Here is a 26,559-nt window from a genome sequence, read left to right as displayed (position 1 = left end):
GATAAAATGATAGGCTGTTATTCTTTAATAAGATGGTGTTATTCTGCTTCGCCACCGAGCACTTCTGTCACGCGTTCAATGAGTGCGCTTAACTCCCCCGTCATTAAAACAAAGTCGGCATCAAAACGTTGAGCAAAATCAGCTTTATCAATATCATCATTTTGTTCTCGTAATGTTTCACTGAATTTGATCCGTTTTATTGAGCCATCATCACAAAGCATAAATTGTAGGCGATCTTCCCAGTCCACGGAAAGCTTGGTGACAACTTTACCTGCTTCAATATGAGTCGCAATTTCATCAGAGACTAATTCTTGTTTTTTACAACGGATCACACCACCTTCTTCCAGCACGGCTTTTAGCTCCGCTTCATCCATTAAGGTAAAGCCAGCCGGGAGTTCTCCGGAGCGTACCCACTCTGTCATTTTTAATTCAACGGATTCATTAAAGTTCAGTGGAACAACAGGTAATGAACCTAACGTTTTGCGCAACAAAGCTAAGTTATCTTCAGCGCGTTTTGCACTGCCAGAATCAACAATGACTAATTGTTTTTCTAAATCTAGCCAAATAAAAGTTTGTGAGAATTTACTAAATGCACGAGGAAGCAGGGTATGTACCACTTCATCTTTTAAGGTGGCTTTCTCTGTTTTTTTCAGCTTACGACCTTGTTCACCTTCAAGCTTTTCAACTTTCTCTTGTAAGGCGTTTTTAATCACTGTTGCAGGTAAGATTTTATCTTCTTTTCGCGCGCATATCATCACGTGCTTGCCAGCTACATGAATAAGCGCTTCACCACGATCCCCCATAGGTGAAACCCAACCTGTTTTGGTCATGTCTTGGCTACTGCAAGGTGTGAATGCCAATGAAGCAAGCTGTTGTTCTAACTCATCCATTGACAGTGCTATCTCTTTATTTAAGCGATAGACCAAAATATTTTTAAACCACAGCATCTGACATTCCCCTTAATCATTATTTACCGCATTATGATACTGAATGTTTAGGGTATCTAAAAGGTAATATCCCTTAAAAGAAAATATCTATAATGTTATTTAATAAAAAAGAAAAAAGCTGAAACGAATAATTAGTAAATTTACTGAGTGATAATGAGTTTCATTCTTATTTTTATTGGATTAATTAAGGATAATAATAATAAAATAACGTGATTTTTAGCATAATCTCTAATGTGATGATGATCACTTAATTTCATTTTTATGCTATTTTTTATTTACAACATGAAATCATTTTCAGATTTATCTCTGCATTAATTTACAAAACAAAAATCTTCTTGACGATTGCATGTGATAATTGTCACAAAAATAGGAAAATATAAAGAGTGACATTTCACAAGTAACAAAGTGATTAGGATCACAAATTTGGATATTTATTTTTTAAATATCGTTAAAATAACACGATAGGGCTTTTTATATTAACCAAGGTTATAGTTTAGATTTTGTAATGTTTTTTGGGAGTTCTTTATTACATGTACGTATTGATTAGATATTGTGATTGAATGGTATTCTTGTGCTTCTCTTTTTGGTATTTGTAGTTAATTATTCTTTTTTTGAGGGAGTGTTACTCGTTACCACTGGTTAAATTGTATTTAAATATGATTTCGTTTTTATTTAAATAAGAAATAAATATAAAGATAAAAAATTATTAATTAGGAATAACAATATTCAAATCTTTAGTGTTATTTATTTAGTGGTTAAAATTAATACTTCCTTTTAAATATATTAAATAGGGGGATAAATTTTTTATTAGCAAAAAAAAGAGTCTTGTAACAAAATGAAATCTAAAAGAAAAATCTAAAAGTGTTATTTTTAAAAAGTTGATTTAGTTCAAAAAACACGTATCTTTACCTTTAATTGTGACGCTTATCACTTCGGTATGTAACTGTGAAATCGCATGTTGGTGTAATTGTGGGCTACATCACGAAAGAAGGGCTTTTTTTTGAGTAACATGCCAACGAAAATTCAATGACCAATTTCTTTTTCTAACAGAAATAAAAGCAATGCCCTTATTTAAAATATAATGAGGATATTATTTTTGTGTCTTATTGGTGATTACGTCTGTGTCAAGGAAATTAAAACCTTTAAGAAAATTTTGTAGAGTCATCATTAGTAGCTATAAAAATTATCAATTGTGAGAGCGATTTTCTTTTTCGAAATTCGTGGCAGAGATCTTTTGTCTGAATATCAGGTCAACTATATACGGCGGTATTATTTTTGACCTTAAAGAAAATCATAAAACTATAGAAAATAGATGGGTATTTTAATCATGAAAAGCTTGAAGCCTCTAGCAGCACTGGTTGGTTTGTTGGTTCTTTCTGGATCGGCAAACGCAGTAAACGTGTATAACGATAAAGGTACACGTTTTGATGTAAACGGTCAGTTCCGTTTAAAAACACAAGTGACTAGCCAAAATCATGAAATGAAAATGAATGATGACGGTAGCCGTATCGGTTTCTTTGGTTCACACGAACTGACTAACGATATCAAAGTATTTGGTAAATTAGAGTGGGGGTCAGACACTCAAAAAACGAACAGTGACAACCCTAAATCAAACTTTGAAATGTACAACCGTGTAGGTTATGTGGGTTTCTCTCACCGTGATTATGGACAAATCCAATTTGGTCGTACATATATTCCGATCGATTGGGTGAAAAAATCAAGCTACGGCTATGGTAACACAGGTGTGTTCTATTTTAGTGATGTATTAGGTCGTGCTGTAGGTTATAGCAATGGTTATGCTGATGGTAAAGGTGTTGGTAAAAACAACTTTATGACCCGTTTACCACAAACTATCTTTATTGAAACTAACCGTTACGAAGGTTTCAAATTAGCGGGTACCGTTACAGGTAAAACGGGTGATGATAATACTCGTACTACTGGTGATATCACTCGTGCTTACTCATTAGTTGGTTTCTATAAATCAACCTTCGGTTTAGAATTTGATGCGGGTTACTCTGCGGCTAAAGGTGAAGCGACTCATAGCAGTAAGAGCACAGTTCAAGGAAAAACACCTGAAAACAGTATATTAGCATTTGGCGCTGAATACTTCTTCCCAGGCCGTGAGTTCTCTATTGGTTTAGACTATGGTCAATCTCGTGGTAAAAATTCAGGTTTAACTTTAGCAAGTAATGCAACTTCAAAAGATTATAAATGGAACTCTGTTAAAGGCGATTGGAAAGCTGATTTGTACGGTGTTGGTGTGAAATGGCACTGGGATCGTATCGAAAGTGGTATGTATGCGGGTTACTATTTGCGTGATGGTGATGCTAACACGTTCAACTACAAAAAAGAAACCTATACTGTGGGTGTAGATAAACGTTTTGCGGTATCTAAATACAACAACTTACGTTTATTCGCTGAAATGGCATATGATGATGCACGCAGTGACAATGAAGCATATAAAGACACTAAACAATATATCTTCGAAACGGGTATGCGTCTGTATTTCTAGTCTTTTCAACGAGGCTGTTTGACAGAAGTAACGAAAGGAGAGCCATTTTGCTCTCCTGTTAACCAATATATAAGGGGTGTGTAATGGTTAAGAATGTGTTGAAAATTTCAACATTAGCAATGTTTGTTGCATTCAACGTGAATGCTGCGACAGTCGATCTTCGTATTATGGAGACGTCTGATGTTCACAGTAACTTAATCGACTTTGATTACTTCAAAGACAAACCAACAGAACAGTTTGGTTATGTCCGTACAGCTAATTTAATTAAAGCAGCAAAAGCTGAAGCAACCAATGCGATTTTAGTTGATAACGGCGACTTGATCCAAGGTAGCCCGCTGGCTGACTACCAAGCAGCTAAAGGTTTAGAAAAAGGCGAATCTCATCCAGCCCATCAGCTGATGAACACCATGGGCTACACCGTAGGTAACTTTGGTAACCATGAATTTAACTATGGTTTAGATTACCTGAAAAAAGCCATTGCGGGTGCTAAATTCCCTTACATCAACGCCAACGTGATGGATGCGAAAACAGGCAAAAACTATTTCACACCTTATATCATTGTTGATACACCAGTAAAAGATCGTGATGGTAAAGAACACACTATCAAGATTGGTTATATCGGCTTCGTACCACCACAGATCTTAATCTGGGATAAAGCCAATCTGGATGGTAAGGTCGTTGTAAATGATATTACAGAAACAGCGAAAAAATTCGTCCCTCAAATGAAAAAAGAGGGTGCTGACCTGATTGTGGCTATTCCTCACTCTGGTTTCGCGTCAGAGCCGTACAAAGCAATGGCTGAGAACTCAGTTTATTATTTAAGTGAAGTTGAAGGCATTAATGCAATCATGTTTGGTCACGCTCATGGCGTATTTCCAAGCAAAGAATTTGAAGGCATTAAAGGTGTTGATGTTGCTAAAGGCACTGTAAACGGCGTTCCTGCGGTTATGCCAGGCCAATGGGGTGATCACTTAGGTGTCGTTGATATGGTTATCAACAACGACAGCGGTAAGTGGGTGATGACACAAGCAACAGGTGAAGCACGTCCTATCTTTGATAAAGCAAATAAAAAAGCCTTAGTTGAACGTGATGCTGAATTAGCGCAAATCATCGAAAAAGCACACCAAGGTACCCGTGATTTCGTGGGTAAACACATTGGTAAAGCTTCTGCCAATATGTACAGCTTCTTAGCATTAGTACAAAGCGATCCAACGGTACAAATCGTTAATGATGCACAAGTTGATTACACCAAACACTTTATTCAAGGTGATCCGAACTTAGACGGTTTACCTGTATTAGGTGCAGCCGCGCCGTTTAAAGCGGGTGGTCGTAAAAATGCACCAGCAGACTTCGTAGAAGTTGAAAAAGGTGATTTAACATTCCGTAACGCTGCAGATTTATATCTGTATCCAAACACATTAGTGGTTGTTAAAGCGACCGGTGCGGATGTTGTTGAGTGGTTAGAATGTTCAGCGGGTATGTGGAATCAAGTTGATCCTAATTCAACTAAACCACAATATTTAATCAACTGGGATGGTTTCCGTACTTATAACTTCGACACTATCAGCGGTGTGAACTATAAAGTTGACTTAACTCAACCGGCGAAATATGACGTTGATTGTCAAGTTGTTAATAAAGATGCGAATCGTATTAAAGAAGTGACTTACGAAGGCAAACCAATCGATCCTAAAGCAACATTCCTGATCGCAACAAATAACTACCGTGGATACGGTGGTAAATTTGCGGGTACCGGTGAAGCGAATATTGCGTTTGCATCCCCAGATGAAAACCGTGCAATCTTAGCGTCTTATATTGCTAAGCAAACAAAAGAGAATGGCGAAGTGGCAACAAAAGCCGCTAATAATTGGTCTTTCTTACCGATTAAGACAGATAAACAATTAGATGTTCGCTTTGAAACGTCACCTAGTGAAAAAGCGGCTAACTTTATTAAAGATTTTGCTCAGTATCCAATGACCTTTGTGGGAAATGATGACATCGGTTTTGCTATTTACAAAATTGATTTAACTGAGAAGAAATAAGCAATTAAACCTGCCCATTCTGGGCAGGCTTTTCTTACCTTTTTGAACCAAGAGAGTAAAATTTATTGCTCTTTAAGGGGATTTTATGCGCTTTATGAAGCTATTACCTGCTGCTTTTGCTTTAGTATTAGCAGGATGTGCAACGCAAGCACCTGAAATTACAGAACCATTAAAACCTCAAGCTAAATTAGTTGAAGGCGTATCTTGTATTCTACCTGATGCTCCAACAGCACCTTACGACTACATTGCTTCTCATGATCGCTATGGTCAAAACAGCACAGCATCAACAGATTACTTTAAGTTAGCAATTAACTACTCACCGGCTTTTTGTGATTATAAAAGTAATAATATTAAGCGTTTAAATAACGACAATGAAAAAGATCGTGCAAAACGTGAGTACGATAAATTTGAAATCCAATGTTTCTCAGATAATAAATTTGGTTGGATTGTTCATGGGCTGTGGGCTGAAACCTGTGATGGTAAATCGTGGGAAGACTGCCGTGATTGGAAAGACATACGCAAGCATCCTCGTTTATGTAAAGGCGATTTACCACCTTTAGAATACTCTGCTATCAAACCTTATCTGTGCGATTCTCCGGGTATCGATCTGTTACAAGGTGAATGGGAAAAACATGGTGTTTGTGCGTTTGATACACCAGATGCATTCTTTGGTAAACAAAAAGAGTTGTATGAAGCGTTAGTATTACCAGAGGGCCGTCCTTCAAATAGTGCATTGATTAAGTTCTTAAAAGAAAACAATCCATCACTGAAGGATAAAGAAATTCAAATTAATCGAGATGAATTCTATATCTGTTATAGCAAAGATTTCGAAGTCATTGATTGTCCGAAACGTGAATTTTGATCTTAGGGATAAATTGTAAATGAAGCATAAATATAAACTCGTTGCACTTGCAGTAAGCTCTGTCTTATTAGCTGGTTGTGCAAAGAACTACGACGAAGCTAATGTTGTTGATGTGCGTGTTATCGCAATGAACGACTTCCATGGTGCGCTAAAAGCGCCAGGTCCAAACAAACCTGGTGGCATTGAGCACATGGCTACGTTAATTAAAGAAATGAAGAAAGATAACCCGAACAACATCGTTGTTGCGGCTGGTGATATGGTTGGTGCAAGCCCACTGTTATCTTCAATGTTCCATGATGAGCCTTCAATCGAAGCATTATCATTAGCAGGCTTAGAAGCAACTTCAGTGGGTAACCACGAATTTGATAAAGGCATGGGCGAGTTACTGCGTAAACAAAACGGTGGTTGTCACCCAGTAACGGGTTGCCAAGGCCCAACTGAGTTTAAAGGCGCAGATTTCCAATACTTAGCGGCTAACGTTATTGTTAACGAAACGGGCAAAACATTATTCCCAGAATACGTTATTAAAGAATTCAACGGTATTCCTGTTGCCTTCATCGGTTTAACTTTAGAAGGTACTGCAGCTATCGTAACCCCTAAAGGAACCGAAGGCTTAAGCTTCCACAATGAAGCAAAAACAATTAACGCACTAGTACCTCAGTTAAAAGCCAAAGGCGTTCAAGCAATTGGTGTTCTGATCCACGAAGGTGCAGCACAGCGTCGTGATGGTGGTCCAGTTAATATCAACGCATGTAATGGTATTACAGGTAAAGTACTGGGTGTTGTTGAACAATTAGATCCAGCTATCGACTTCGTTGTTACTGGTCATACTCACCAAGCTTATAACTGTACTATCAACGGTAAATCAGTGACATCGGCACAGTCTAATGGTGCAATGTTAACGCGTATCGACTTGAAATTAGATAAAACAACGAAAGATGTTGTTGATATCGAAGCTCGTAACATTTGGGTTGATAACCGTAAATATGAAAAAGATCCTGCAGTGACTAAACTGTTAGAAGCTTACGAAAAAATTGCTACCCCATTAGCTAACCGTATTATCGGTAAGTTAGAAGGTAACCTGAACAAGCAAACGAATGACGCGGGTGAATCTGCACTGGGTCAAGTGATTGCGGATGCGCATTTATATACTGCAAAACCAAAAGATATGGGTGGCGCACAAATCGCATTTATGAACAGCGGTGGTATTCGTGCTGATATGACTGGTGGTGACGTTTCTTATAACGCAATCTACACTGTACAGCCATTCTCTAACGTACTGTTAACTCAAACGTTAACGGGTGAACAAATCAAACGCCTATTAGAACAACAATGGGATCGTTCACGTCCACAAGTGTTAGCTGTTTCAGGCAACTTCCAATATACATGGGATAGCAAAGCCTCTAATGGTAACCGTGTTATCGTCGAATCCATGAAAATTGATGGCAAACCAGTGGATATGAAAGCCTCTTACCGTGTTGTGGCTAACGAATACTTAGCAACAGGTGGTAGTAATTTCTCTGTACTGAAAGAAGGTAAAGATCCAGTTTACAGCGTGCCAGATGTTGATGCAGTCGTGAAATACTTTGCTGAGCAGTCTCCAATTGCTCAACCAAAAGCAAACAACATCACACGTAAATAACGTATTTTCATACGCCTTGTGAAAATCGCACCTTTTACTTCGGTAAGGGGTGCGTAAATAAATAAAGAGAGCAAAGTGTTGAACACAAAGGGTCCATCCCTACCTTTGTATTCATTGCGCACTTTGCTCTTTTTTATAGGATTTTTATAGTGAAGGCATAATACCACCTCTCTTTTTCTGTGGGCATGTAATAAAAAAAAGCCCACAGTGGCTGTGGGCAAGGAATGAAAGTAAAAAAAGAGGGTATTATTTAGGGTCTTTTGTCAGATGTCTGTTCTAACTCTTATTTGAAGATTTTAAAGCGAGCGTCATCTTCAATATAATTCTTCTCGCCGGCCTCTTGTTCGATTGAACCAAAGACCATTTGCGCTCTTAATTTCCATGTTTTTGGCAGATCCCAAGTTGCATGAACTTCGTCATCAATAATTGGGTTGTAGTGTTGTAATGAAGCACCTACGTTCTCTGCTGCTAATGCAGTCCAAACAGAAAGTTGTGCCATACCACTTGCTTGTTCTGACCATACAGGGAAGTTATCCGCATACAGTGGGAATTGCTCTTGAAGACCTTTTACGATATCGGTGTCTTCAAAATACAGAATTGAACCCGCACCTGCAGCGAAGCTATTAATTTTTGCTTCAGTAGCACTAAATGCTTCTGCTGGAACTAATTTTTTCAGTGTGTTTTTAACGATATCCCACAGTTTTTGATGTTGTTCACCAAACAGAACAACAACACGCGATGTTTGTGAGTTAAATGCTGTTGGGCTTTCTTTAACCGCTTCTTTGATAATCGCAGTGACTCTGTCTTCGCTAATTGGAAGTTGATTACCTAAATGATAAATTGTTCTACGTTTTTTCATTAAATCAGTAAATGCGTTAGACATGGTGTCTCCTTGATAAATTTAGGCGCTTAAAGCGTGTCTTAGCTTGAGCTAATCTATGAACATACTATAGGGCTTAGCAGTGATTTATTGATATATAAAAAATTTAATCAGTTACGTCAAAATATTCGACCTAGTTTTTAACTGATTGATTTGTAATTTTTTTATCTATATATCTAAATTCAGGTGCCAGTTGGCTTATCCCTAATCCCCCAGCTTTCTTCACTTTAATCTGAACTGGAATGCGTTCTTTCATTGCTTCTACGTGACTAATCACACCAATAATTTTGCCCGATGCATTTAGACTATCGAGCGCATCAAGTGCGATATCTAACGTATCAGGATCGAGTGTGCCAAAGCCCTCATCTAGAAACAGCGATTCAATCTGTGTCTTATTACTTACTAAATCTGAAAGCGCGAGAGCGAGTGATAAACTGACTAAAAAACTTTCACCACCAGAGAGAGTTCGTGTATCTCGCAGTGCATCTGCTTGCCATGTGTCTGCAATTTGTAGTTCAAGGCTTGCAGGTGTTTTACGTTGTAAGAAATAACGCCCATGCAGTTTTTCTAAACGACGATTGGCTAAATAAATCAAATGATCTAGCGTTAATCCTTGAGCAAAACGACTGAATTTATCTCCTGAGGCAGATCCCACTAATTCATTTAAATAACTCCAATCATCAAAATGAGCCTGCTGATTAGCTATATGAGTCAGTAGGTTTTGTTGCTCTTTACGCTTTTCTTCATCCGTTCGCAGTTGCTCTTGAATGCGAAATTTTGTCTCTTGTAATTGCGTAAATTGTGTTTCTAACAGCAATAATTGAGCGTTGATTTGTTCAAGATTTTGCTGGGTTGCCAATAATGGTTGTTGTGATAAATGTTGTTGATAGGCATTTTCTTGTGTATCTAAGCGTGTTTTTTCTTGTAGTAGCTTGTCTAGTCGCTGTTTTTGCTGTTCTTGTAAGCGATTTCTTTCCTCGACGGATAGCAAAGAGGCTAAAAATGCATTTTCATCAGCAAAAGGACTGTTTTTTAATTTATTTTGATATTGTTCAACAGTGTTCTGTGAGTGAATTTGAAGTCGTTGTAGTGATTTTTTATTTTCCTGATATTGGCCAATAAGCTGATTTAAACGAATTTCAAGTTGGTTCTTGTCTTCGCTATATTGCTCAATATCTTTTTGTAATAACTGACTTTTTTGTTCTAATTCATTCCGTGCATCTTCGGTGGATTGTGTCCCGAATAAAGCTTGACGTTGTGCTTTTAACTGTTCTTGTTGTTGATGTAATTGGTGTAAATGAGCTAAGCCTGTATCAAGTTCTTTTTGGGTTTCCGCTAAATAACGTTTTCTTTCTTCTTGTGTTAATGACAATTCACGAATTGTTTGCAGTAATTCCTGATATTTTTTTAATGTTGATTGATATTGTTGACTCTCTTTTTTACGCGCATTAAGCCATTGTGTTTTTTCTTCAAATCGGCATAACTGATAGCCTTGCTGTTCAACACGAGATTGAATATCTTGCGCTAATTGTGTCTTCTGTTGAAGATATTGAGCCGTTTGTTGTTGTTGATTGGTGACTTCTTTTTGTTGTTGAGTCAATTCACTTTGTTGATAAAGAATAGCTTGCTGTTGTTGGTTAAACTGCTCTTTGTTATCAGATAACAGCTTGTATTCTTGCTGAATTCGGGCTTCTAATGCTTGGTAATTTATTTGCGTTTGAGTGAGTAGACTAGCTTCTTTTTCAAACTCGGCATCTAATTTAGTCAAAGCTTCTTCTTCACAGTCAGCATCAGGCAATGTGTGCGTTTGTGCTAAGATTTGCCATTGTTGTTTTAATGTCGCGATATCTTGGGTGAGTTGTTCACTATCTTCATTGAGTTTTTTGTTTTGAGCTTGATAGTTAGCGCATTGTGTTTTTTGTTCCACTAACTCTATTGTTAATGCATGAATTTGTTGTGTTAAAAGATCTAATCGTGTTTTTGTTTCATCTGGTTTAATTTCTTTATATTTTTCAACATAAGGATGTTCAGTTGAACCACAAACAGGGCAGGGGTTATCTTTAACTAAACGTTGTCTCTCTTCTTCATATTCTGCCAATTTTCGTATTAAGAGATAATTGGCATTTAAATCTTTAAGATGTTGTTCTTTCTCTTTTAAAATAATGTCATTTTTGTGAATGCTTTCAGTCAGCATGACTATTTTTTGCTGATTTTCTGACTGGATTTTTTTGTGTTGGTGTTCAGTTTTTATCGCTCGTTGTAATTGAGCTTGTAATCCCATCAGCTTAGCGAGTGCATTCTTTTGTTGTGATATTTGCTGTAAACGAGGGGGGATATCTGTAATAGCGTTAGCTTTATTTTGTTGCTCAAGCTGTGTCTGTAATTTATTTAATTGTTGTTGCTGTAAGTTCAAGTTGTGTTGCTGATCTTCTAGTGCTTTAGTCGCTTTTTCTAGCGTATGTTTGAGAGATTTTTCTTTTTCTTGTGCTGTTTTTTCACTCTTTTGGCTAATAAGATATTTTTCTGTGACTTCATCATATTGTTCAAAATAGCGTTGCCATAACGGTAAATTTTCAGCAAGTTGAGCATAAACCGTATGATAAGTTAAATAATCATTTAATTCATTGGCTTGTTTTTGTGATGTAGTTAGCTGGTGTGCCGTTGATTGAATTTTTTCCAGATATTCAGATTGTGTTTTTTCGAGTGTGTTTTTTTGCTGTGTTTTTGCTGAAATGTCTTGTTGTAGTAAGACTAATTGACTATCTAATGGCGCTACTTTCTCACGAATAAGGTGTAATATTTGCTGTTTTTTTTCATTGTGTTGTTTAAGTGTGTCACGAGCTTTGACTAAATGCTGATTAATAGGCTGGCTTTGTTGTTCAATAAGCTGTTTTTCTGTTTTTAATGTTGAGCGTTGTGACTCAATATAGGCTTGTTCTTTTAATAGGCGATTTTTTTCATCATAAATAGGGCGAATTTTTTCCGCGGGTTCGCTCTTTTCAAGACGTTGAATATCGGGGGTTGCAGCAACTAATGCCTCTTGTGCTAAGTTAACCGCGGTTTGTGCTAATATTTTGTTTTTATTGAGCTCGATTTCTTTTTCTTGCCACTGCTTTGCTGCTTGATATTCTTGTTGTTCCTTTTGTAATAGGCTCTCTTTTGCAAAAAGGGTGGTTTGTTCTGTTAATAAAGCTTGGCGATCATGTTCATCTAATAACGCCATCATTTCAGCTTGCTGTTTTAGCGTTTTTAAGGTTTGTTCTTCTTCTCGCCAATGTTTAAAGATAGATTGGGAAATATGACGATAAATATCTGTACCAGTGAGTTCTTCGAGTAACTCTGCACGAGATTTGTCATCAGCATTAAGAAATGCTGCAAATTGTCCTTGTGAAAGCAACATAGACTTAGTAAATCGGTCAAAATCTAGCCCCGTAATATTAATGATCATCTCTTTTACTTGGCTTATTTTGCTCGCTAATATTTTGTCTTCACCTCCTGTGATATTTATTTTGACGAGTTCAGCCTGTGGTGCTTGAAGATTACCATCTTCTTTATAATTGGCTCGGCGTTGTTCCCAAAAAGCACGATAAGCAATACCTTTAACTTCAAATTCAACTTCCGCCAAACACTCTGCAGTATGACGAGTCATTAATTCATTTTGAGATTGTGTGACTTTATCTAATCGTGGGGTTCTATGATAAAGCGCTAAACTAATAGCATCTAAAAGGGTTGTTTTTCCCGCACCGGTAGGGCCTGTTATCGCAAATAATCCGTTGCTAATAAAAGGTTCTTGGTTGAAGTTAATTTTCCATTCGCCTTTTAAGGAGTTAATATTTTTAAATCGCAGACTTAAGATTTTCATTTTGTTTCGTTATCCTCTTGTTCTGCCTTTTCAACTGCTTGTTTAAATAATGTGGTTAATCGCGTTTTAGTCTCTTCTGAATCAAACTGATGTTGTTCTAAGCGTCTTTCAAAAACATCATAAACCGTTAATTCTGTCAGTGTTTCTTTCTCATTTTGGGTGAGTGCCTGGCGCTGTTTTCTAGCTCTTCTTAATAAAACCACATCAAAAAGTGGGTCGTTAGTCAGTTCTTGAATTCGAGTTTGTATATCACTGAGATAATCTTGTGTAGAAACTTCAATATCCAACCAGATAGTCGTATCTGTTTCAGTATATTGTTTCTTTAAATTTTCAAGCTGTGTGGCTATCTCTTTTAAGGAGCCAGTAATTGTGCGCAATAGCTGAAATTCGGGGATAGGGAGTAGCGTAAGCTCGGTTAATTTATCTTGCTCAAAATCGATAAGACAGACGCTTTTTTGTTGCCCACTCTCATCAAAACTTAAAGGAATTGGAGAACCACTATAACGAATATGTCCTGATTTATTCACCACTTGAGGGCGATGAATGTGGCCAAGAGCAATATAATCAAATTCAGGAAACAGGGTCGCAGAGAAGGCTTCTAAAGTACCGATATATATTTCACGTACAGAATCGGTCATACTTGCACCAATCGTTGTTAGGTGACCTGTCGCAATAATAGGGATGTTTATATTTAATTGATTACGCAAATCGAGAGCGGCTTGATATTGAGCTTGATAATAATCAGCAATCGCTTCTTTTAGGGCATTTTGTTTCTCAGCACCGGATTGTCCACTTCGACTAGTTATCATATCTCTAGGACGTAGATAAGGGATCGCACAAAGTAACGCACCTGGCGTGTTATCTTTTTGACGAAGAATTAGTGGTACTTGTGGTGCTTCAGTATGCACATTGGCAATAACAGTAGTATTTAAACACGCCAATAGTGATTTAGATTCATTGAGTGTTGCGACAGAATCGTGATTGCCACCTAAAATAATCAATTGGCATTGTGTTTCTCTCATGGCAACAACAAAGCGGTTATAAAGTTCTCGGGCATAACTTGGGGGAGAGCCTGTATCAAATATATCGCCAGCAACAATCAGGGCATCGACTTGATTATCCTTAATTTGGACTAATAACCAATCAAGAAATTGTTGATGTTCTTGTACGCGGGTTTTCGTAAAAAAGTATTGCCCTAAATGCCAGTCTGATGTGTGAATAATCCGCATTGCTATCCCTCTTTTTTATTTGATGAAGAGTATAGCGCACCTTGCTTTTTTAGTGAAAACTCAACAATAAACCCCATTTTTGAGTGATATTTCACCAAAAAATGATTTATTGACCTTAACAACAGGGATCTATTTCAGTAATGTTAAGGTTAGTCATAAATCTGTCATAAAACTGCATCATAATCATTTTGACCCTCTATATACATTACACAGGATAGAGTATGGCAAGGCGTATTCTTGTTGTTGAAGATGAAACCGCAATTCGAGAAATGATCTGTTTTGTTTTAGAACAAAATGGTTTTCAACCAATTGAAGCAGAGGATTATGATTCTGCATTGAGTTTTCTTATTGATCCTTACCCTGATCTGGTTTTATTAGATTGGATGATCCCCGGTGGCTCAGGTTTACAGGTAATAAAACAGATGAAGCGAGAAAGTAATACTCGTGACATTCCTATTATTATGTTAACAGCAAAAGGGGAAGAAGAAGATAAAGTCCAAGGCTTAGAAACAGGTGCAGATGATTATGTTATTAAACCTTTTTCACCTAAAGAGCTTGTTGCCCGTGTGAAGGCGATTTTACGGCGTTTGTCACCAATGTCAGCGGAAGATATTATCGAGTTCAATGGGTTAGCACTTGATCCTGTTTCTCATCGCGTCACCAGTCAAGATAAACCTATTGATATGGGGCCTACTGAATTTAAACTCCTGCACTTTTTTATGACACATCCTGAACGTGTGTATAGTAGAGAACAACTGCTAAACTATGTTTGGGGAACGAATGTTTATGTCGAAGACCGTACCGTGGATGTGCATATTCGTCGTTTACGTAAAGCCATTGAAGAAGATGGTCATGACCGAATGATACAGACAGTACGTGGAACGGGATATCGTTTCTCTGCCCGTTTCTAAGTCAATATGGGAGTAATCGTCAGGTGTTAGAACGACTATCGTGGAAAGCCCTCGTTTGGGGGCTATGTCTATTTTGCTTACCTGCTTTTGTATTATCGCTTTTTATTGGTCATCTTCCTTGGTTGCTGGTGGTATCACTCCTCAGTGCTTTGGTCTGGCATGCTTATAATTTGATGAAATTGTCTAAATGGTTATGGCTAGATCGCTCTGTCTTACCACCAGAAGGCAGAGGAGGATGGGAACCTATTTTTTATGGCATTCGACAAACACAACAACGCAATCGTAAACGGCGTCGAGAATTAGGAGACTTAATAAAACGCTTTAGAAGTGGCGCTGAAAGTTTACCTGATGCGGTTGTGATGATGACAAATGAAGGTAACATTTTTTGGTGTAACAGCCTTGCTCAACACTTGTTAGGTTTTCGGTGGCCGGAAGACAATGGGCAAACTATTTTTAACTTATTACGTTACCCGGATTTTTTGCACTATTTTACTGCGAATGATTTTAGCCGACCTTTAACCATTTCGCTCAACAATGGTTCTATTGTGGAGTTTCGTGTGATGCCGTATAGCGAAGATCAGCGCTTGATGGTAGCTCGCGATGTAACAGAAAAAAATAAATTGGAAAATTCGCGACGAGATTTTTTTGCTAATGTCAGTCATGAGCTAAGAACACCATTAACCGTTATTCAAGGCTATCTTGAAATGATGGAAGAAACTTGTGTCGCGAAACCTGCAGAGCATAAGGCAATAGTCACAATGCAAGAGCAAGCTAAACGTATGGATACACTTGTTCAGCAACTCTTACAACTTTCACGTATTGAATCTGCTCCTCATATTGATTTAAACAAGATTGTTGATATTCCTGCTATTTTGGTTTTATTAGAACAAGAAGCGAACGCATTGAGCCAAGGTCAGCATCACATTATTTTTGATATTGATGGGAATTGGGCTGTTCGTGGTAATGAAGAGCAACTACGTAGTGCGGTTTCTAATTTAGTCTATAACGCCATTAATCACACTGAGAAAGGTACGACAATTAAAGTCTGTTGGAAGAAAATTCCACAAGGTATGTTATTTAGTGTGTCTGATAATGGTGCGGGGATCAGTGCTGAGCACTTAACGCGTTTAACCGAACGTTTCTATCGTGTTGATAAAGCCCGTTCCCGCCATGCAGGGGGCACAGGGTTAGGTTTGGCGATTGTGAAAAAATCGCTTATTCATCACCACTCTCAATTGAATATTGAAAGTAAAGTAGGAAGTGGAAGTACTTTCTCATTTATCTTGCCTCAAACATTGTTATCCACTAAAAAAGCACACTAATAACACTTCTTTTCTTAAAGCCTTTATCACTTATTTTTTAATCAATGATAAAGGCTTTTTGTCACTTTTTTATTTTATTGATATCAAAAAAAATTAATATCGTAGTGTTAAATTTTAATATTATTAATTAATAATAACTTTAAATGTTGTTAATGCCCCATTTTATTGGTGATAAAATGCACAAATCATATCGTGTATATTCGATGATATATGATAGTTATAACTAGTGCTTAAAAATAGTTTAGATGATTATTCTGGTTTTTAGATTGGCTATTGCCTTTTTCCATTATAAAAGTTTTACTTGTGACCAGTTATCGGCAATTTTTTCTATTTGATACCTAATTGCTCTGCATTAAATGATTATATATGGATATTATCCTGAATAATGATGATATGAGCTTGAATAGATATTGTTGATTTTATGTTACGTCATTTTGATGTAATTAACCGTTATCGTAACTACATATTAACAAAACTTATGGCACATAGATTAACTTCTAGAGATATTCTGGCATTAGGGTTTATGACATTCGCCCTATTTGTTGGCGCTGGCAATATTATTTTTCCTCCAATGGTGGGTTTACAATCCGGTGAATTTGTCTGGACAGCAGCAATAGGATTTCTTGTTACAGGCGTCGGTTTACCGGTATTAACCATTGTTGCATTAGCAAAAGTAGGTGGAGGAATTGAGGCATTAAGTACACCTATTGGTAAATCAATGGGGCTATTATTAGCCATTGTTGCTTATCTTGCTGTTGGCCCTCTTTTCGCTACACCGCGTACTGCAACCGTCTCCTTTAAGGTGGGTATTGCTCCTTTAGTGGGTGATACTGAATTATCATTGCTGATTTACAGCATTGTCTATTTTTTAATTGTTATTGGGATTTCGCTTTATCCTGGAAAATTGTTAGATAGTGTTGGTCATATTTTGGCACCAATTAAAATTTTGGCATTGGGGGTATTAGGTGTTGCAGCAGTATTTTGGCCTGCGGGAGGCGCTATTCCGGCCACTGATGCTTATCGTGATATGGCATTGACTCAAGGCTTTATTAACGGTTACCTCACTATGGATACCTTAGGCGCAATGGTTTTTGGTATCGTGATTGTTAATGCGGCACGTTCTCGGGGCATTGATAATTCCTCACTGTTAACACGTTATACCATGTGGGCTGGTATTATTGCGGGGATATTGTTAACTGCGATTTATTTAAGTTTATTTAAATTAGGTTCTAGCAGTGGCAGCATTATTCCGGGTGCACAAGATGGTGCAGATATTTTACATGCCTATGTTCAGTATACTTTCGGTAATTTTGGCAGCTTTTTCTTAGCGGTGCTGATTTTCTTAGCCTGTATGGTGACAGCTGTTGGTTTAACGTGTGCATGTGCTGAGTTCTTTAGTCGCTATTTACCTATCTCTTATCGTACATTGGTATTGATCTTAGCGATATTCTCTGCTGTTGTTTCAAACTTAGGGTTAAGTAAACTGATCGCGTTTTCTATTCCTGTGCTGATCATGATTTATCCACCTTGTATTGTGATTATTTTAATGAGTTTCACATTACGATTGTGGAATAATCCAAGCCGTATTATTGCCCCTGCAATGGCGATTAGCTTATTTTTCGGTATTTTTGATGCCATAAAAGCGTCTGATTATCTGAAACATTTATTACCAGAGTGGGCGACAAAATTACCATTAAGTGAGCAAGGTTTAGCGTGGTTGATCCCAGTATTAGTGACGATTGTTGTATGTGGTATTTACGATAAAATTGCAGGCTCACAGAGTAAAAAAGTGATCCATACTGAAATGCTTAATAAGCAATAAAGTACATTGATTTGAAAAGTAAAAAGGGAAACGAAAGTTTCCCTTTTTTAATGGTATATGTTTGAGGTATTAATTAATAAAAGTAGAGCCCTGTTTTATATCCGCAATAGGATGCTGATCTTCATCTAAATAGTAATGAACTCCGGCGACGATACCCTCTTCACCTTCATAGAAGATCTTAAAGCGAGTACGATTGCCGTCGTGATATGCAATTACGGCACTACCGCCTTTTCCTAAGCAGAACTGATGAAGATTACCTGTTGAGATACAAATACTGTCGTCACCAGATACTGTGACTTTACAGTTATCTCCAGTATTAATCGCAACGGCGTTGTGTCCTGTGACATTGATTTGCGCTAAATCACCCGTATTCGCAATTTTAGCGCGAGGTTGAGAGGCCGTAATAAAATTACGCATACCACTGTTTGCAATATGAACACCATTGCCTGAGGCATAAATTTTGACATCATTACCACTATTACAAATGCGAGAACGGCCACCTAAACTACCAATACGGCACTGATTTCCTGTATTACACATTTTTCCTGCAAAACCGGAATTCATGAGTTGATTACTATAGCCTGTATTGGCAATGCTATTTTCATCACCAGAAAAAGCCACAATGTTATTACTACCACATAAAGCAAGATCAGTGCTGAGTTGCTGACTTTGTAAAATTAGCTGATGCCATTCGGTAGAAAATTGAATATTTTCAGAGGTAGGTAAAGTATTGTGATAGGGCAGACGTTGTAATGTGATGCCTTGCGGTTGTTTATTACCGAGCAGGAACAAGATGTTTTCCATGACTTCTTGTTCCTGTTTGGCAAAGGAGGCTTCGCTAAAATGACGCAAATAAATATATTGAATCAAGCTTTCTATCCATTGTGTACGGCGCTGTTTTATTAACTCACTATGGATAGCTCTGTAAGTGCCTCCATCCGGAAAATAACGTAAAAACCAACGATAAAGCGAAGTGGAAACATGCAGTTGTCGTAAGTCTTCTTTTGTTAATGTGATATTTTCCTTTGAAGGGACTGACATATAAGCTCCTTAATAAATCTCTTTATTAGTGTCTGTGATAGCCATCAACCATACTGCGAAATGTTTGAAACGGTGTTCTTCCTGTTGTACACAGATAAAGGTGGCCAATGATAAAAAAGACACTACATACTGCTAATATCTGGTGTGCGATTAATAACCATGCTTTAAACATTACTGCATCAGCAGGAATAAACGTTGGGTTTTGAAGTAAAACACCTGTTATCAAAAGCAGTGGAACTAATGCATACATCACACCTAAATAGGCCATTTGTTGCAGTGGATTAAACTTCACATTAGGGGTTGCAGGGAAGGGGTGATCTTCTCCTTTAATAATCCCATAAAGATAAAAACGAGTTTGCATAAAGGCACGTTGAAACCAGTTTTTACTATCAATGCGGTAAAACTTACCATTACCGCCGACAAGATTAATAAATACAAAGGATAACCAGCATACTAAGAGTAGATAACCACAGATCTCATGCACACTGACCAATAACGCCGTATCGTGAGTAGAAAGGAGAGCGAAATGGTTAATGCCACCACTAACGAGCAATAAAATAAATAAAGAGGCGTTACTCCAATGCCATAAACGTACAGCTTTAGAGTAAAGATAGAGTTTCTCTTCTTGGTGTGATTGACCATGTGGTGTGGCAAAGCGATAACGTAAAAAACCATGAAGTGCGAGCACGAGTAGCATGCCAACAAACAATACACCTGCAATAATTAACCAAAGTGGTAAATAGTCTGGTGTATAAATTAAGACATACTCTTTTAGTGTGGCTTGGAACTGCGCACTGTCTGGCATAGTATTGACGATACTCATACTTTACCCTCCTCTTGAGCATGAGGCCCTACACGGCGATAAAGATGGGGTTTTCCTACACCATCAAGTTGATAAATATAATACTCGTGTGTTTTAAGCCATTCTCGAATTTGAGGGCTGTCCTCTCTACCAAATAACAAGGCATTTTGTGGACAAGCACTCACACAAATTGGTGGGAAGCCTTTTTGTAATCGAGACTCAAGACAAAAATCACATTTATCAGCAACATGTGTCACAGGGTTAAGATAACGTACTTGATATGGACATGCTGATATACAGTAGCTACAGCCGATACATTTCTCTTTATTTACACGTACAATGCCATTAGTTTCATCACGCCAAGAGGCACCTGTAGGGCATACAGGAATACAAGGTGCATCCTCACATTGCTGGCAAGAGTGTCTAAAGAAATGGTACTTGTCGTTATCTTCTTTTAGGCTCAATGGAATATGAGCAATATCCATTCTTGCCATTCCAGTTGGAACTTTATTTAATCGACGGCATGCAGTGGCACAAATATTACAGCCATTACAAAGTGTCTCATCATGGATCATGGCATAACGGATTGGTTTCTTTTCAGCGGTTGCCGCAAGCGCATTTCCTAATGGCGCACTGAAAAAAATGACCGATCCCATGCCTGCTACAAATTTACGGCGAGAAACACGCATTATTTTTGCTCCTCAGTCTGATGATGTTGTAATACCCATATGACATTTCGTGGATAAGATAGAACGTTAAGGATTTTCATGTTGTTCTACCTCTATCCATTCAGTTAAGCCGCGTGCTTTGCCATAACTCATTAACGTATTGCTAAAGAGATAAGGGGCATCGTTAGACGCTAAAATTTGCTGAATATCTTGAAAGTCAGGGTGGTCTTTCATCAGGGTCAGTGCATCTTCAATCTCTGAAGCCGTGTAATGAAAGGGGTCAGACATCAACATGCTTTGTTTCAATGGGCGAGGATAGGTTTCGCACTCAAATCGAACCACTCCCGCAATTGCGGTACAAATATCCGCATGGTGGTTTAATAATTGCAATTGTGCGAAGTTATCTGACATAAATTCATCAGAGTAAAAATAATCCTCACCATTGAGACTTAAATGGGCGATATCAATAAACTCGTCACTTTTTAACGCGGTTTCTAACTGCACAATATCCTCTTGAGTCAAAGAATAAGGCGCATCATACAGCGTTGAAATAGCTAGTAGTTCACCTTCTTTTGAACATTGACGTATTGCATTCGCGAGATGTTGTTCAGCAGATAATTCTGCGATTTCTTCAACCTGTTCTTCTTCAAGTCCCATTGTGGTGTTAGCACTGCGTCCAACACCTGTTTCTGATAATGGTAGTAGCCAACGGCGACGAGAAATATCAGGTTGCTCTAACGCAATATCTGCATCATCAGCAATATCCGGTGGTATAGAAGCTGATGCATTTTGTTCTATCATCATGATCTCCTTCTTTTACCGATTAACTTGGTAATAAACCACGAGATGCTAAATCGTCAGCAATATCTTGCAATCCAAGGCGAACCAACGTTTCTTTTGTTGGGCAACCTAATTGCGGATCCCAACCCATTTCTTCATAGAACATGGTGAGAGAAAGTTGCATATCATCTCTGTCCATTTTGTCTGTACCTTCAGTAAAGACAGGAATATCAGGATCTTTATCGAATACCCATGAGCAAATTTGGTCATGCTCATTACGCATATCCATGGTATTCATTAATTTAACGGTATAAGCACGGTGTAAAGTAAAGATACGCTCTGAAGCTAAATCCAGATCTTTAGAGGTTGTCGGTTCACCCGTGATAGCGGTAAAGAATTTGGCTTCCATTTCTAAGTCGCCACGATAATTACGGCTCTTATGAGGTGAAACTGTCATTGGCCAAACCCAGTTACATAAAGTGACAGCATCGTGTAAGCAACTACGTAAAATTGTCCATTTGGTGTAAGCAATTTTGGCTTTATTGATTGGTGTGTAGTTTTTGGTTTCATCAAAGGCATCACCAGAACCAAATAGCTCACCCGCAATCTCTTTTTGTAGTTTCAGAGGCAAACCACTGCCAATATAGTTAATATGAGTATGTGTCATCGCATCGCGGTTAAACATACAGTTAACGATAGAACCGACTTGGGCAGAGGCTTCATTGGCGTGGTGAATAGGGAAGCCCATTGGTGACCAGAGCTTATTTTTCTTGTTCGCCCAATACTCTTCACCTAAATTCCAGCGTTGTGCTATTAGGTAAGAGCCATCAGCAAGGTGACTAAATTCACCTTTACGGTGCGCTAAGCGATAATAGAAATCTTTGATAAATTCAGGATCACCTTCTTCAAGCTTATCCCAAGGGATATCATTATATTCTTCTTCAGAAAGCACACGCTTAAATACGCCGTGGGTATAACAATAGGTAAAGTCACGATGAAGTTGGCCGTAGTTACACCAAAGTCCCATATCATCAAAAATATTCAGACCGACTAAGTTACCTACAACGTTACCATCTCCTTTTTTCTCTATATCTTTAGGGCCATTAGGGAAAATGGTTGTGTGAACGAAGTTTGCAACACAAGTATTACCACCTGTTTGTGGTACACCGAACTTTTTCGCTTGTGGAACATTGAGTTGAGCCATACAACGGATAGGGCAAGAGTGGCAACCTCCCATTTTTACGGTGTATTCTTCAGCTTCAGGACCTAAGTCAAAGGTTGATTTCATCGTTCTGAAACCAACAGTATTGATATCACCTGGAGGGATTTCACCAGTCTCAATAGGGCCACCTTCTGCTGCTCCCCAATAAAGCCCTTTACGTGCAGTCCAACGAGAGCCTGGGTGAGAATATTCAGCCCAAGATTGTGGTGTGCTTGGTACAACGTGATTGTTATTAGAGCCAATCAGTTGTGTCATCATGTAGTCGTTAAGCTCTTTTAATGCTTTACGATCAGCAACGTTAACGCCACGACTGCCTTCTACCACAATGGCTTTTAATTTTTTAGAACCTAATATGGCACCTACACCCGCACCGCCACTGTGGTTACGGCTATTAATGATGCCAGATAAAGGTACGAGATTCTCACCTGCCGGGCCAATGGTTGCGACACAAGCCTCAGGGCTTGTTTGCGCACACAATTCTTCTGTGGTTTGACGAACACCTTTTCCCCATAAGAAAGAGGCATCTTCAATTGAAACTTGGTCATCATCAATATGGATCCAAACAGGCTTATCTGATTTACCTTCAATAATCAGTGAGTCATAGCCAGCAAATTTCATCCATGCGGCAAAAAAACCCCCCATATGGGCATCAACAACGAGATTGCCACGTGTAAATGTGGAAAGAGAAGTGATATTAACGCGAGAGCTACAAGGTGCACCTGATCCAGTTAAAGGTCCTACCGCGAAGACAACTTTGTTTTCTTCATCAAAGGGTTTAACACCAGGACCAACTTCGTCATACATTATTTTATAACCAAAGCCCATACCACCAATTAAGGATTTAAATTTGCTTGAGCTTTCGCGAGTGATGGCACCGGTAGTTAAATTAATTCTTAGAATATTTCCAGTCCAGCCGTTAATCATAATATTGCTTCCTAATCTAAATGTGGTTCAGTGATGTGATTGTATGGATTTTATTAAACAGTAATTTCTTTCCATTCAATGATTTGCAACGCACCTGTTGGGCACGCTGATGCACACTCGCCACATAAATTACATTTGCCGGATTTTTTAGTTTGTGGATTGACCGTCGCCATCATCCACGGGCAAGCCGTTGTACAGGCCGCACAACCGATACAACGACGCGTATCAACGACAATACAGCCGAATTCTTCTTGATAGCGGATCGCTTTTACAGGACAAACTTTCATACATTCTGGATCTTTACATTGACGACAAGTATCCGTTGTAAAGTTTAAATCACCATAAAGCCCACCACCGGAGCCAATGCCTTTATCACCAAAATAGAAATGACGATGAATTTTAGTTCGAGAGAAGAAAGAACCAACACTTCCATCGTTCCAGGTTGTACATGCTGTTTCACAACGGTGACAGCCAGTACAACGTGCTCGATTAGTGACTAAAACACCTTTAGGTGTCGTGGTTAATTGAATGATGCCGCTGTCTATTTCTTCTTGCTTACAACCTAAAAGAGAAAGCAATGCGGGTGCTATAGTGATCCCTGCAAGCCCTTTACCGGATATTCGCAGAAACTCTAGTCTTGATAGCCCAATATCTAATATTGGACGATGATGTGTATCAGACATTAATATTTATCTCCGCTTAACTAATTTAATAAGAAATAAGTTGTGATGATAAATTCTTTATTTATCCGCTTGCTTTACCGCTATATAAAAAATATAATAACGATATCGTTAGAAGATATATTATAAATTTAAACTTTTTTATGATTAAAAAACACGTTGTAGTAAAATGTTAAATATTTGTATTTACAATGTGTTATCTCCATTTTTTCACGTATTTTTATTATCCTTTCTGATAGTGTGGTTATTAAAAAATTTATTCTGTGATTACTATCATAGAAATAAAAATAATTCGTGATATTTAATTTTTTTAATTAAATGATTATTGTTTTTATCTGTAGTTACGAAAGAGAATAAATACCATTTATATATATTCTATTATTGAAGTTAAATTAAAGGTGATTTGCTCTTATATTATTTCTAATATTATTATTTTAATAATAAATTGATATTTGATGTTAATTAATTATTTAATCAAAAACGGGTATTGATTATTATTAATAGAATAAAATATGAATGAATTGTAAAACCATGACTAGATCATTTTTATAAAAAAAGAAACCTTTTCTAATCAAGAGAAGGTTTCTTATATTACTATTATTCTGTGGTTTAGTGATCAGTAACCCACAGCCTTACCTGCAGGGCGACGAACATCATTTGAGCCATAAAGATAACCTTCACGTACTGCGCCAGAAACAGCAGAATCATTACCTGATGATGCAGGGATCACACCTTCCTCTCCAGGGAGTCCGACCATAATGAGTTCAGCTGCTCCCCATGGCGTTTGCTCTACCATTTTATATCCCATAGCCGTGAGTTTTTCTAACGTATCTTTTGATAGCCCGCGTTGTTCATAATAAACCTCATCAGGTAACCATTGATGATGAATACGAGGGCTATTAACCGCTTCTTGTGGTGGCATACCAAACTCAATGATATTAAGTGCAGTTTGTAAGGTGATTGAGATAATACGAGAGCCTCCTGGTGATCCTAAAATCAGGAAAGGTTTGCCTTCTTTAGTGACAATAGTTGGGCTCATTGACGATAGTGGGCGTTTTAATGGTGCAATGCTATTACGTTCACCTTGCACTAAACCATAGAGGTTTTTTTCACCGACTTTGGTTGTAAAATCATCCATCTCATTATTAAGGAAAAAGCCTGTGCCTGGGGCAATAACAACAGCACCAAAACGACCATTAATGGTGTAAGTGGTCGAAACTGCATTGCCGTCTTTATCCATTACAGAATAGTGTGTTGTTTCAGGACTTTCATGAGGCGCTATGCCAGGTTGTACATTTTCTGATGGCGTTGCTTTATTCGGTTTAATTTGTTGGCGGAGTTCGGTGGCATAAGTTTTACTTAATAACTTTTCTGTTGGATTTTTAATAAATTGAGGATCACCAAGGAACGTGTTTCTGTCCATATAAGCATGGCGCATTGCTTCTGTCAGAGTATGAACATATTCAGCAGAGTTAAAGCCCATCGATTTAAGATCGTAACCTTCTAAAATATTCAACGTTTGACAGATAGTGATGCCACCCGAACTTGGCGGTGGTGCAGAAATAAACTCATAACCTCGATAAGTACAGGTGATAGGTTTGGTTTCTGTAATCGTGAAGTTAGCAAAATCTTCTTGGGTTAACAGACCATTATGTTGTTTCGACGCCTCTTCAACTTTTTTAGGGATTTCACCTTGATAAAATGCATCAGCACCTTGGTTTGCAATCAGTTCAAGTGTATTGGCTAAGTCAGTTTGAATTAGACGATCACCCGGTTGCCATGGAGTTCCATCTGGCTTTAAGAAAATTTTTGCCGATTCAGGATCTTGTTTAAAGCGCTCTGTTGTTGTTTCTAATACATCCGTATCAGCACGCGTTAAAATATAGCCTTCTCTTGCAAGCTTAATAGCAGGTGCCATGACATCTTTACGTGAAAGTGTACCGTATTTTTCTAACGCAGAATCAAGACCTTTGACTGTACCGGGGACGCCTGACGCAAGATAACCGTATAAACTGGCATCTTTAATTAAATTACCTTCTTTATCTAAATACATATTTTTAGAAGCCGCTGTGGGTGCTGTTTCCCTAAAATTAATAAAGGTATTTGTGCCATCAGCAAGGTGTATGGTCATAAAACCACCACCACCAATATTACCACAGCAAGCATTTACGACAGCTTGCGCATAACCAACAGCAACGGCTGCATCAATGGCATTCCCTCCTTTTTGTAAAATATCATTCCCTACTTGGGATGCTAAATGTTGAGAAGAGACAACCATACCATGTTGTGCTTCAACAGCAGGCTCATAGGCTGCATAAAGTGAATGTGAAAAAAGGGCAGTGAGTAACAGCAGGTGAGTTCTTTTTATAATAATCATTATTATCTCCATTAATAACAGTGAGTTATCTTAAATA

At 38.0% G+C, this 26,559-nt stretch carries 18 protein-coding genes; 7 read left to right on the top strand and 11 right to left on the bottom strand.

The genetic code is table 11. The features are described from left to right. Nucleotides 1–38: 38 nt before the first annotated feature. Nucleotides 39–947: a recombination-associated protein RdgC gene (rdgC, locus tag GWJ05_RS05560; protein WP_036932945.1), complete on the bottom strand. Its 909-nt coding sequence runs from the start codon at nt 945–947 to the stop codon at nt 39–41. A 1,327-nt stretch (nt 948–2,274) separates the two neighbouring features. Here rdgC and GWJ05_RS05555 point away from each other — a divergent pair. From GWJ05_RS05555 to GWJ05_RS05540, 4 genes are all read left to right on the top strand, one after another. Next, nucleotides 2,275–3,459 (top strand): porin, encoded by a 1,185-nt coding sequence (locus tag GWJ05_RS05555; RefSeq protein WP_224215435.1) that lies wholly within the window; start codon nt 2,275–2,277, stop codon nt 3,457–3,459. Between the two features lie 83 nt (nt 3,460–3,542). Further along, nucleotides 3,543–5,498: a bifunctional 2',3'-cyclic-nucleotide 2'-phosphodiesterase/3'-nucleotidase gene (locus GWJ05_RS05550; protein WP_036932943.1), complete on the top strand. Its 1,956-nt coding sequence runs from the start codon at nt 3,543–3,545 to the stop codon at nt 5,496–5,498. A gap of 85 nt (nt 5,499–5,583) precedes the next feature. Then, the gene (locus tag GWJ05_RS05545) at nt 5,584–6,360 is read left to right on the top strand and encodes a ribonuclease T2 family protein (RefSeq protein ID WP_036932942.1); all 777 of its coding nucleotides are present in this window, start codon (nt 5,584–5,586) and stop codon (nt 6,358–6,360) included. A 19-nt stretch (nt 6,361–6,379) separates the two neighbouring features. Next, nucleotides 6,380–8,002 carry a bifunctional metallophosphatase/5'-nucleotidase gene (locus GWJ05_RS05540; RefSeq protein ID WP_036932940.1) on the top strand — a complete coding sequence of 541 codons (1,623 nt, stop codon included), beginning with the start codon at nt 6,380–6,382 and terminating at the stop codon, nt 8,000–8,002. A 283-nt stretch (nt 8,003–8,285) separates the two neighbouring features. Here GWJ05_RS05540 and GWJ05_RS05535 read toward each other — a convergent pair whose 3' ends face one another. The 3 genes from GWJ05_RS05535 to sbcD form a co-directional block, all read right to left on the bottom strand. After that, nucleotides 8,286–8,885 (bottom strand): nitroreductase family protein, encoded by a 600-nt coding sequence (locus GWJ05_RS05535; protein ID WP_036932939.1) that lies wholly within the window; start codon nt 8,883–8,885, stop codon nt 8,286–8,288. Nucleotides 8,886–9,015: 130 nt separating this feature from the next. After that, nucleotides 9,016–12,744: an AAA family ATPase gene (locus tag GWJ05_RS05530; RefSeq protein WP_161681155.1), complete on the bottom strand. Its 3,729-nt coding sequence runs from the start codon at nt 12,742–12,744 to the stop codon at nt 9,016–9,018. Beyond that, complete coding sequence (gene sbcD / locus GWJ05_RS05525; RefSeq protein ID WP_036932937.1) at nt 12,741–13,973, bottom strand: exonuclease subunit SbcD; 1,233 nt, start codon at nt 13,971–13,973, stop codon at nt 12,741–12,743. The genes GWJ05_RS05530 and sbcD overlap by 4 nt, the downstream gene beginning before the upstream one ends. Nucleotides 13,974–14,194: 221 nt before the next feature. Between sbcD and phoB the strand changes: the two genes are divergently transcribed. From phoB to brnQ, 3 genes are all read left to right on the top strand, one after another. Further along, nucleotides 14,195–14,884, top strand: a complete 690-nt coding sequence (phoB, locus tag GWJ05_RS05520) for a phosphate regulon transcriptional regulator PhoB (protein WP_036932936.1) — start codon at nt 14,195–14,197, stop codon at nt 14,882–14,884. Between the two features lie 23 nt (nt 14,885–14,907). After that, on the top strand, nt 14,908–16,206 hold the full coding sequence (gene phoR / locus GWJ05_RS05515) for a phosphate regulon sensor histidine kinase PhoR (protein ID WP_087802958.1): 1,299 nt from the start codon (nt 14,908–14,910) through the stop codon (nt 16,204–16,206). A 478-nt stretch (nt 16,207–16,684) separates the two neighbouring features. Further along, nucleotides 16,685–18,028, top strand: a complete 1,344-nt coding sequence (gene brnQ / locus GWJ05_RS05510; protein ID WP_036938677.1) for a branched-chain amino acid transport system II carrier protein — start codon at nt 16,685–16,687, stop codon at nt 18,026–18,028. Nucleotides 18,029–18,097: 69 nt separating this feature from the next. Here the strand turns inward: brnQ and ydhT are convergent, their stop codons facing one another. From ydhT to ggt, 7 genes are all read right to left on the bottom strand, one after another. After that, the gene (gene ydhT / locus GWJ05_RS05505) at nt 18,098–19,069 is read right to left on the bottom strand and encodes a protein YdhT (protein ID WP_087802960.1); all 972 of its coding nucleotides are present in this window, start codon (nt 19,067–19,069) and stop codon (nt 18,098–18,100) included. Between the two features lie 25 nt (nt 19,070–19,094). Further along, nucleotides 19,095–19,892, bottom strand: coding sequence for a thiosulfate reductase cytochrome B subunit (gene phsC, locus GWJ05_RS05500; protein ID WP_036932930.1), 798 nt, complete (start codon nt 19,890–19,892; stop codon nt 19,095–19,097). Then, nucleotides 19,889–20,560 (bottom strand): 4Fe-4S dicluster domain-containing protein, encoded by a 672-nt coding sequence (locus GWJ05_RS05495; RefSeq protein ID WP_036932928.1) that lies wholly within the window; start codon nt 20,558–20,560, stop codon nt 19,889–19,891. Before GWJ05_RS05495 ends, phsC begins: the two co-directional genes overlap by 4 nt. A gap of 66 nt (nt 20,561–20,626) precedes the next feature. Beyond that, nucleotides 20,627–21,340 (bottom strand): YdhW family putative oxidoreductase system protein, encoded by a 714-nt coding sequence (locus GWJ05_RS05490; RefSeq protein ID WP_226905399.1) that lies wholly within the window; start codon nt 21,338–21,340, stop codon nt 20,627–20,629. Nucleotides 21,341–21,362: 22 nt separating this feature from the next. After that, nucleotides 21,363–23,465: an aldehyde ferredoxin oxidoreductase gene (locus tag GWJ05_RS05485; RefSeq protein WP_087802966.1), complete on the bottom strand. Its 2,103-nt coding sequence runs from the start codon at nt 23,463–23,465 to the stop codon at nt 21,363–21,365. 53 nt (nt 23,466–23,518) lie between these two features. Next, nucleotides 23,519–24,148 (bottom strand): ferredoxin-like protein, encoded by a 630-nt coding sequence (locus GWJ05_RS05480; protein WP_006535141.1) that lies wholly within the window; start codon nt 24,146–24,148, stop codon nt 23,519–23,521. Between the two features lie 613 nt (nt 24,149–24,761). Next, nucleotides 24,762–26,522: a gamma-glutamyltransferase gene (gene ggt, locus GWJ05_RS05475; protein WP_087802968.1), complete on the bottom strand. Its 1,761-nt coding sequence runs from the start codon at nt 26,520–26,522 to the stop codon at nt 24,762–24,764. Between the last annotated feature and the right edge of the window lie 37 nt (nt 26,523–26,559).

It is taken from the genome of Proteus sp. G2626 (assembly GCF_009915985.1).
GTDB lineage: Bacteria > Pseudomonadota > Gammaproteobacteria > Enterobacterales > Enterobacteriaceae > Proteus > Proteus vulgaris.
The sequence above is the reverse complement of the archived record's forward strand: the minus strand, read 5'-3'. Positions and strand labels throughout refer to the sequence as shown.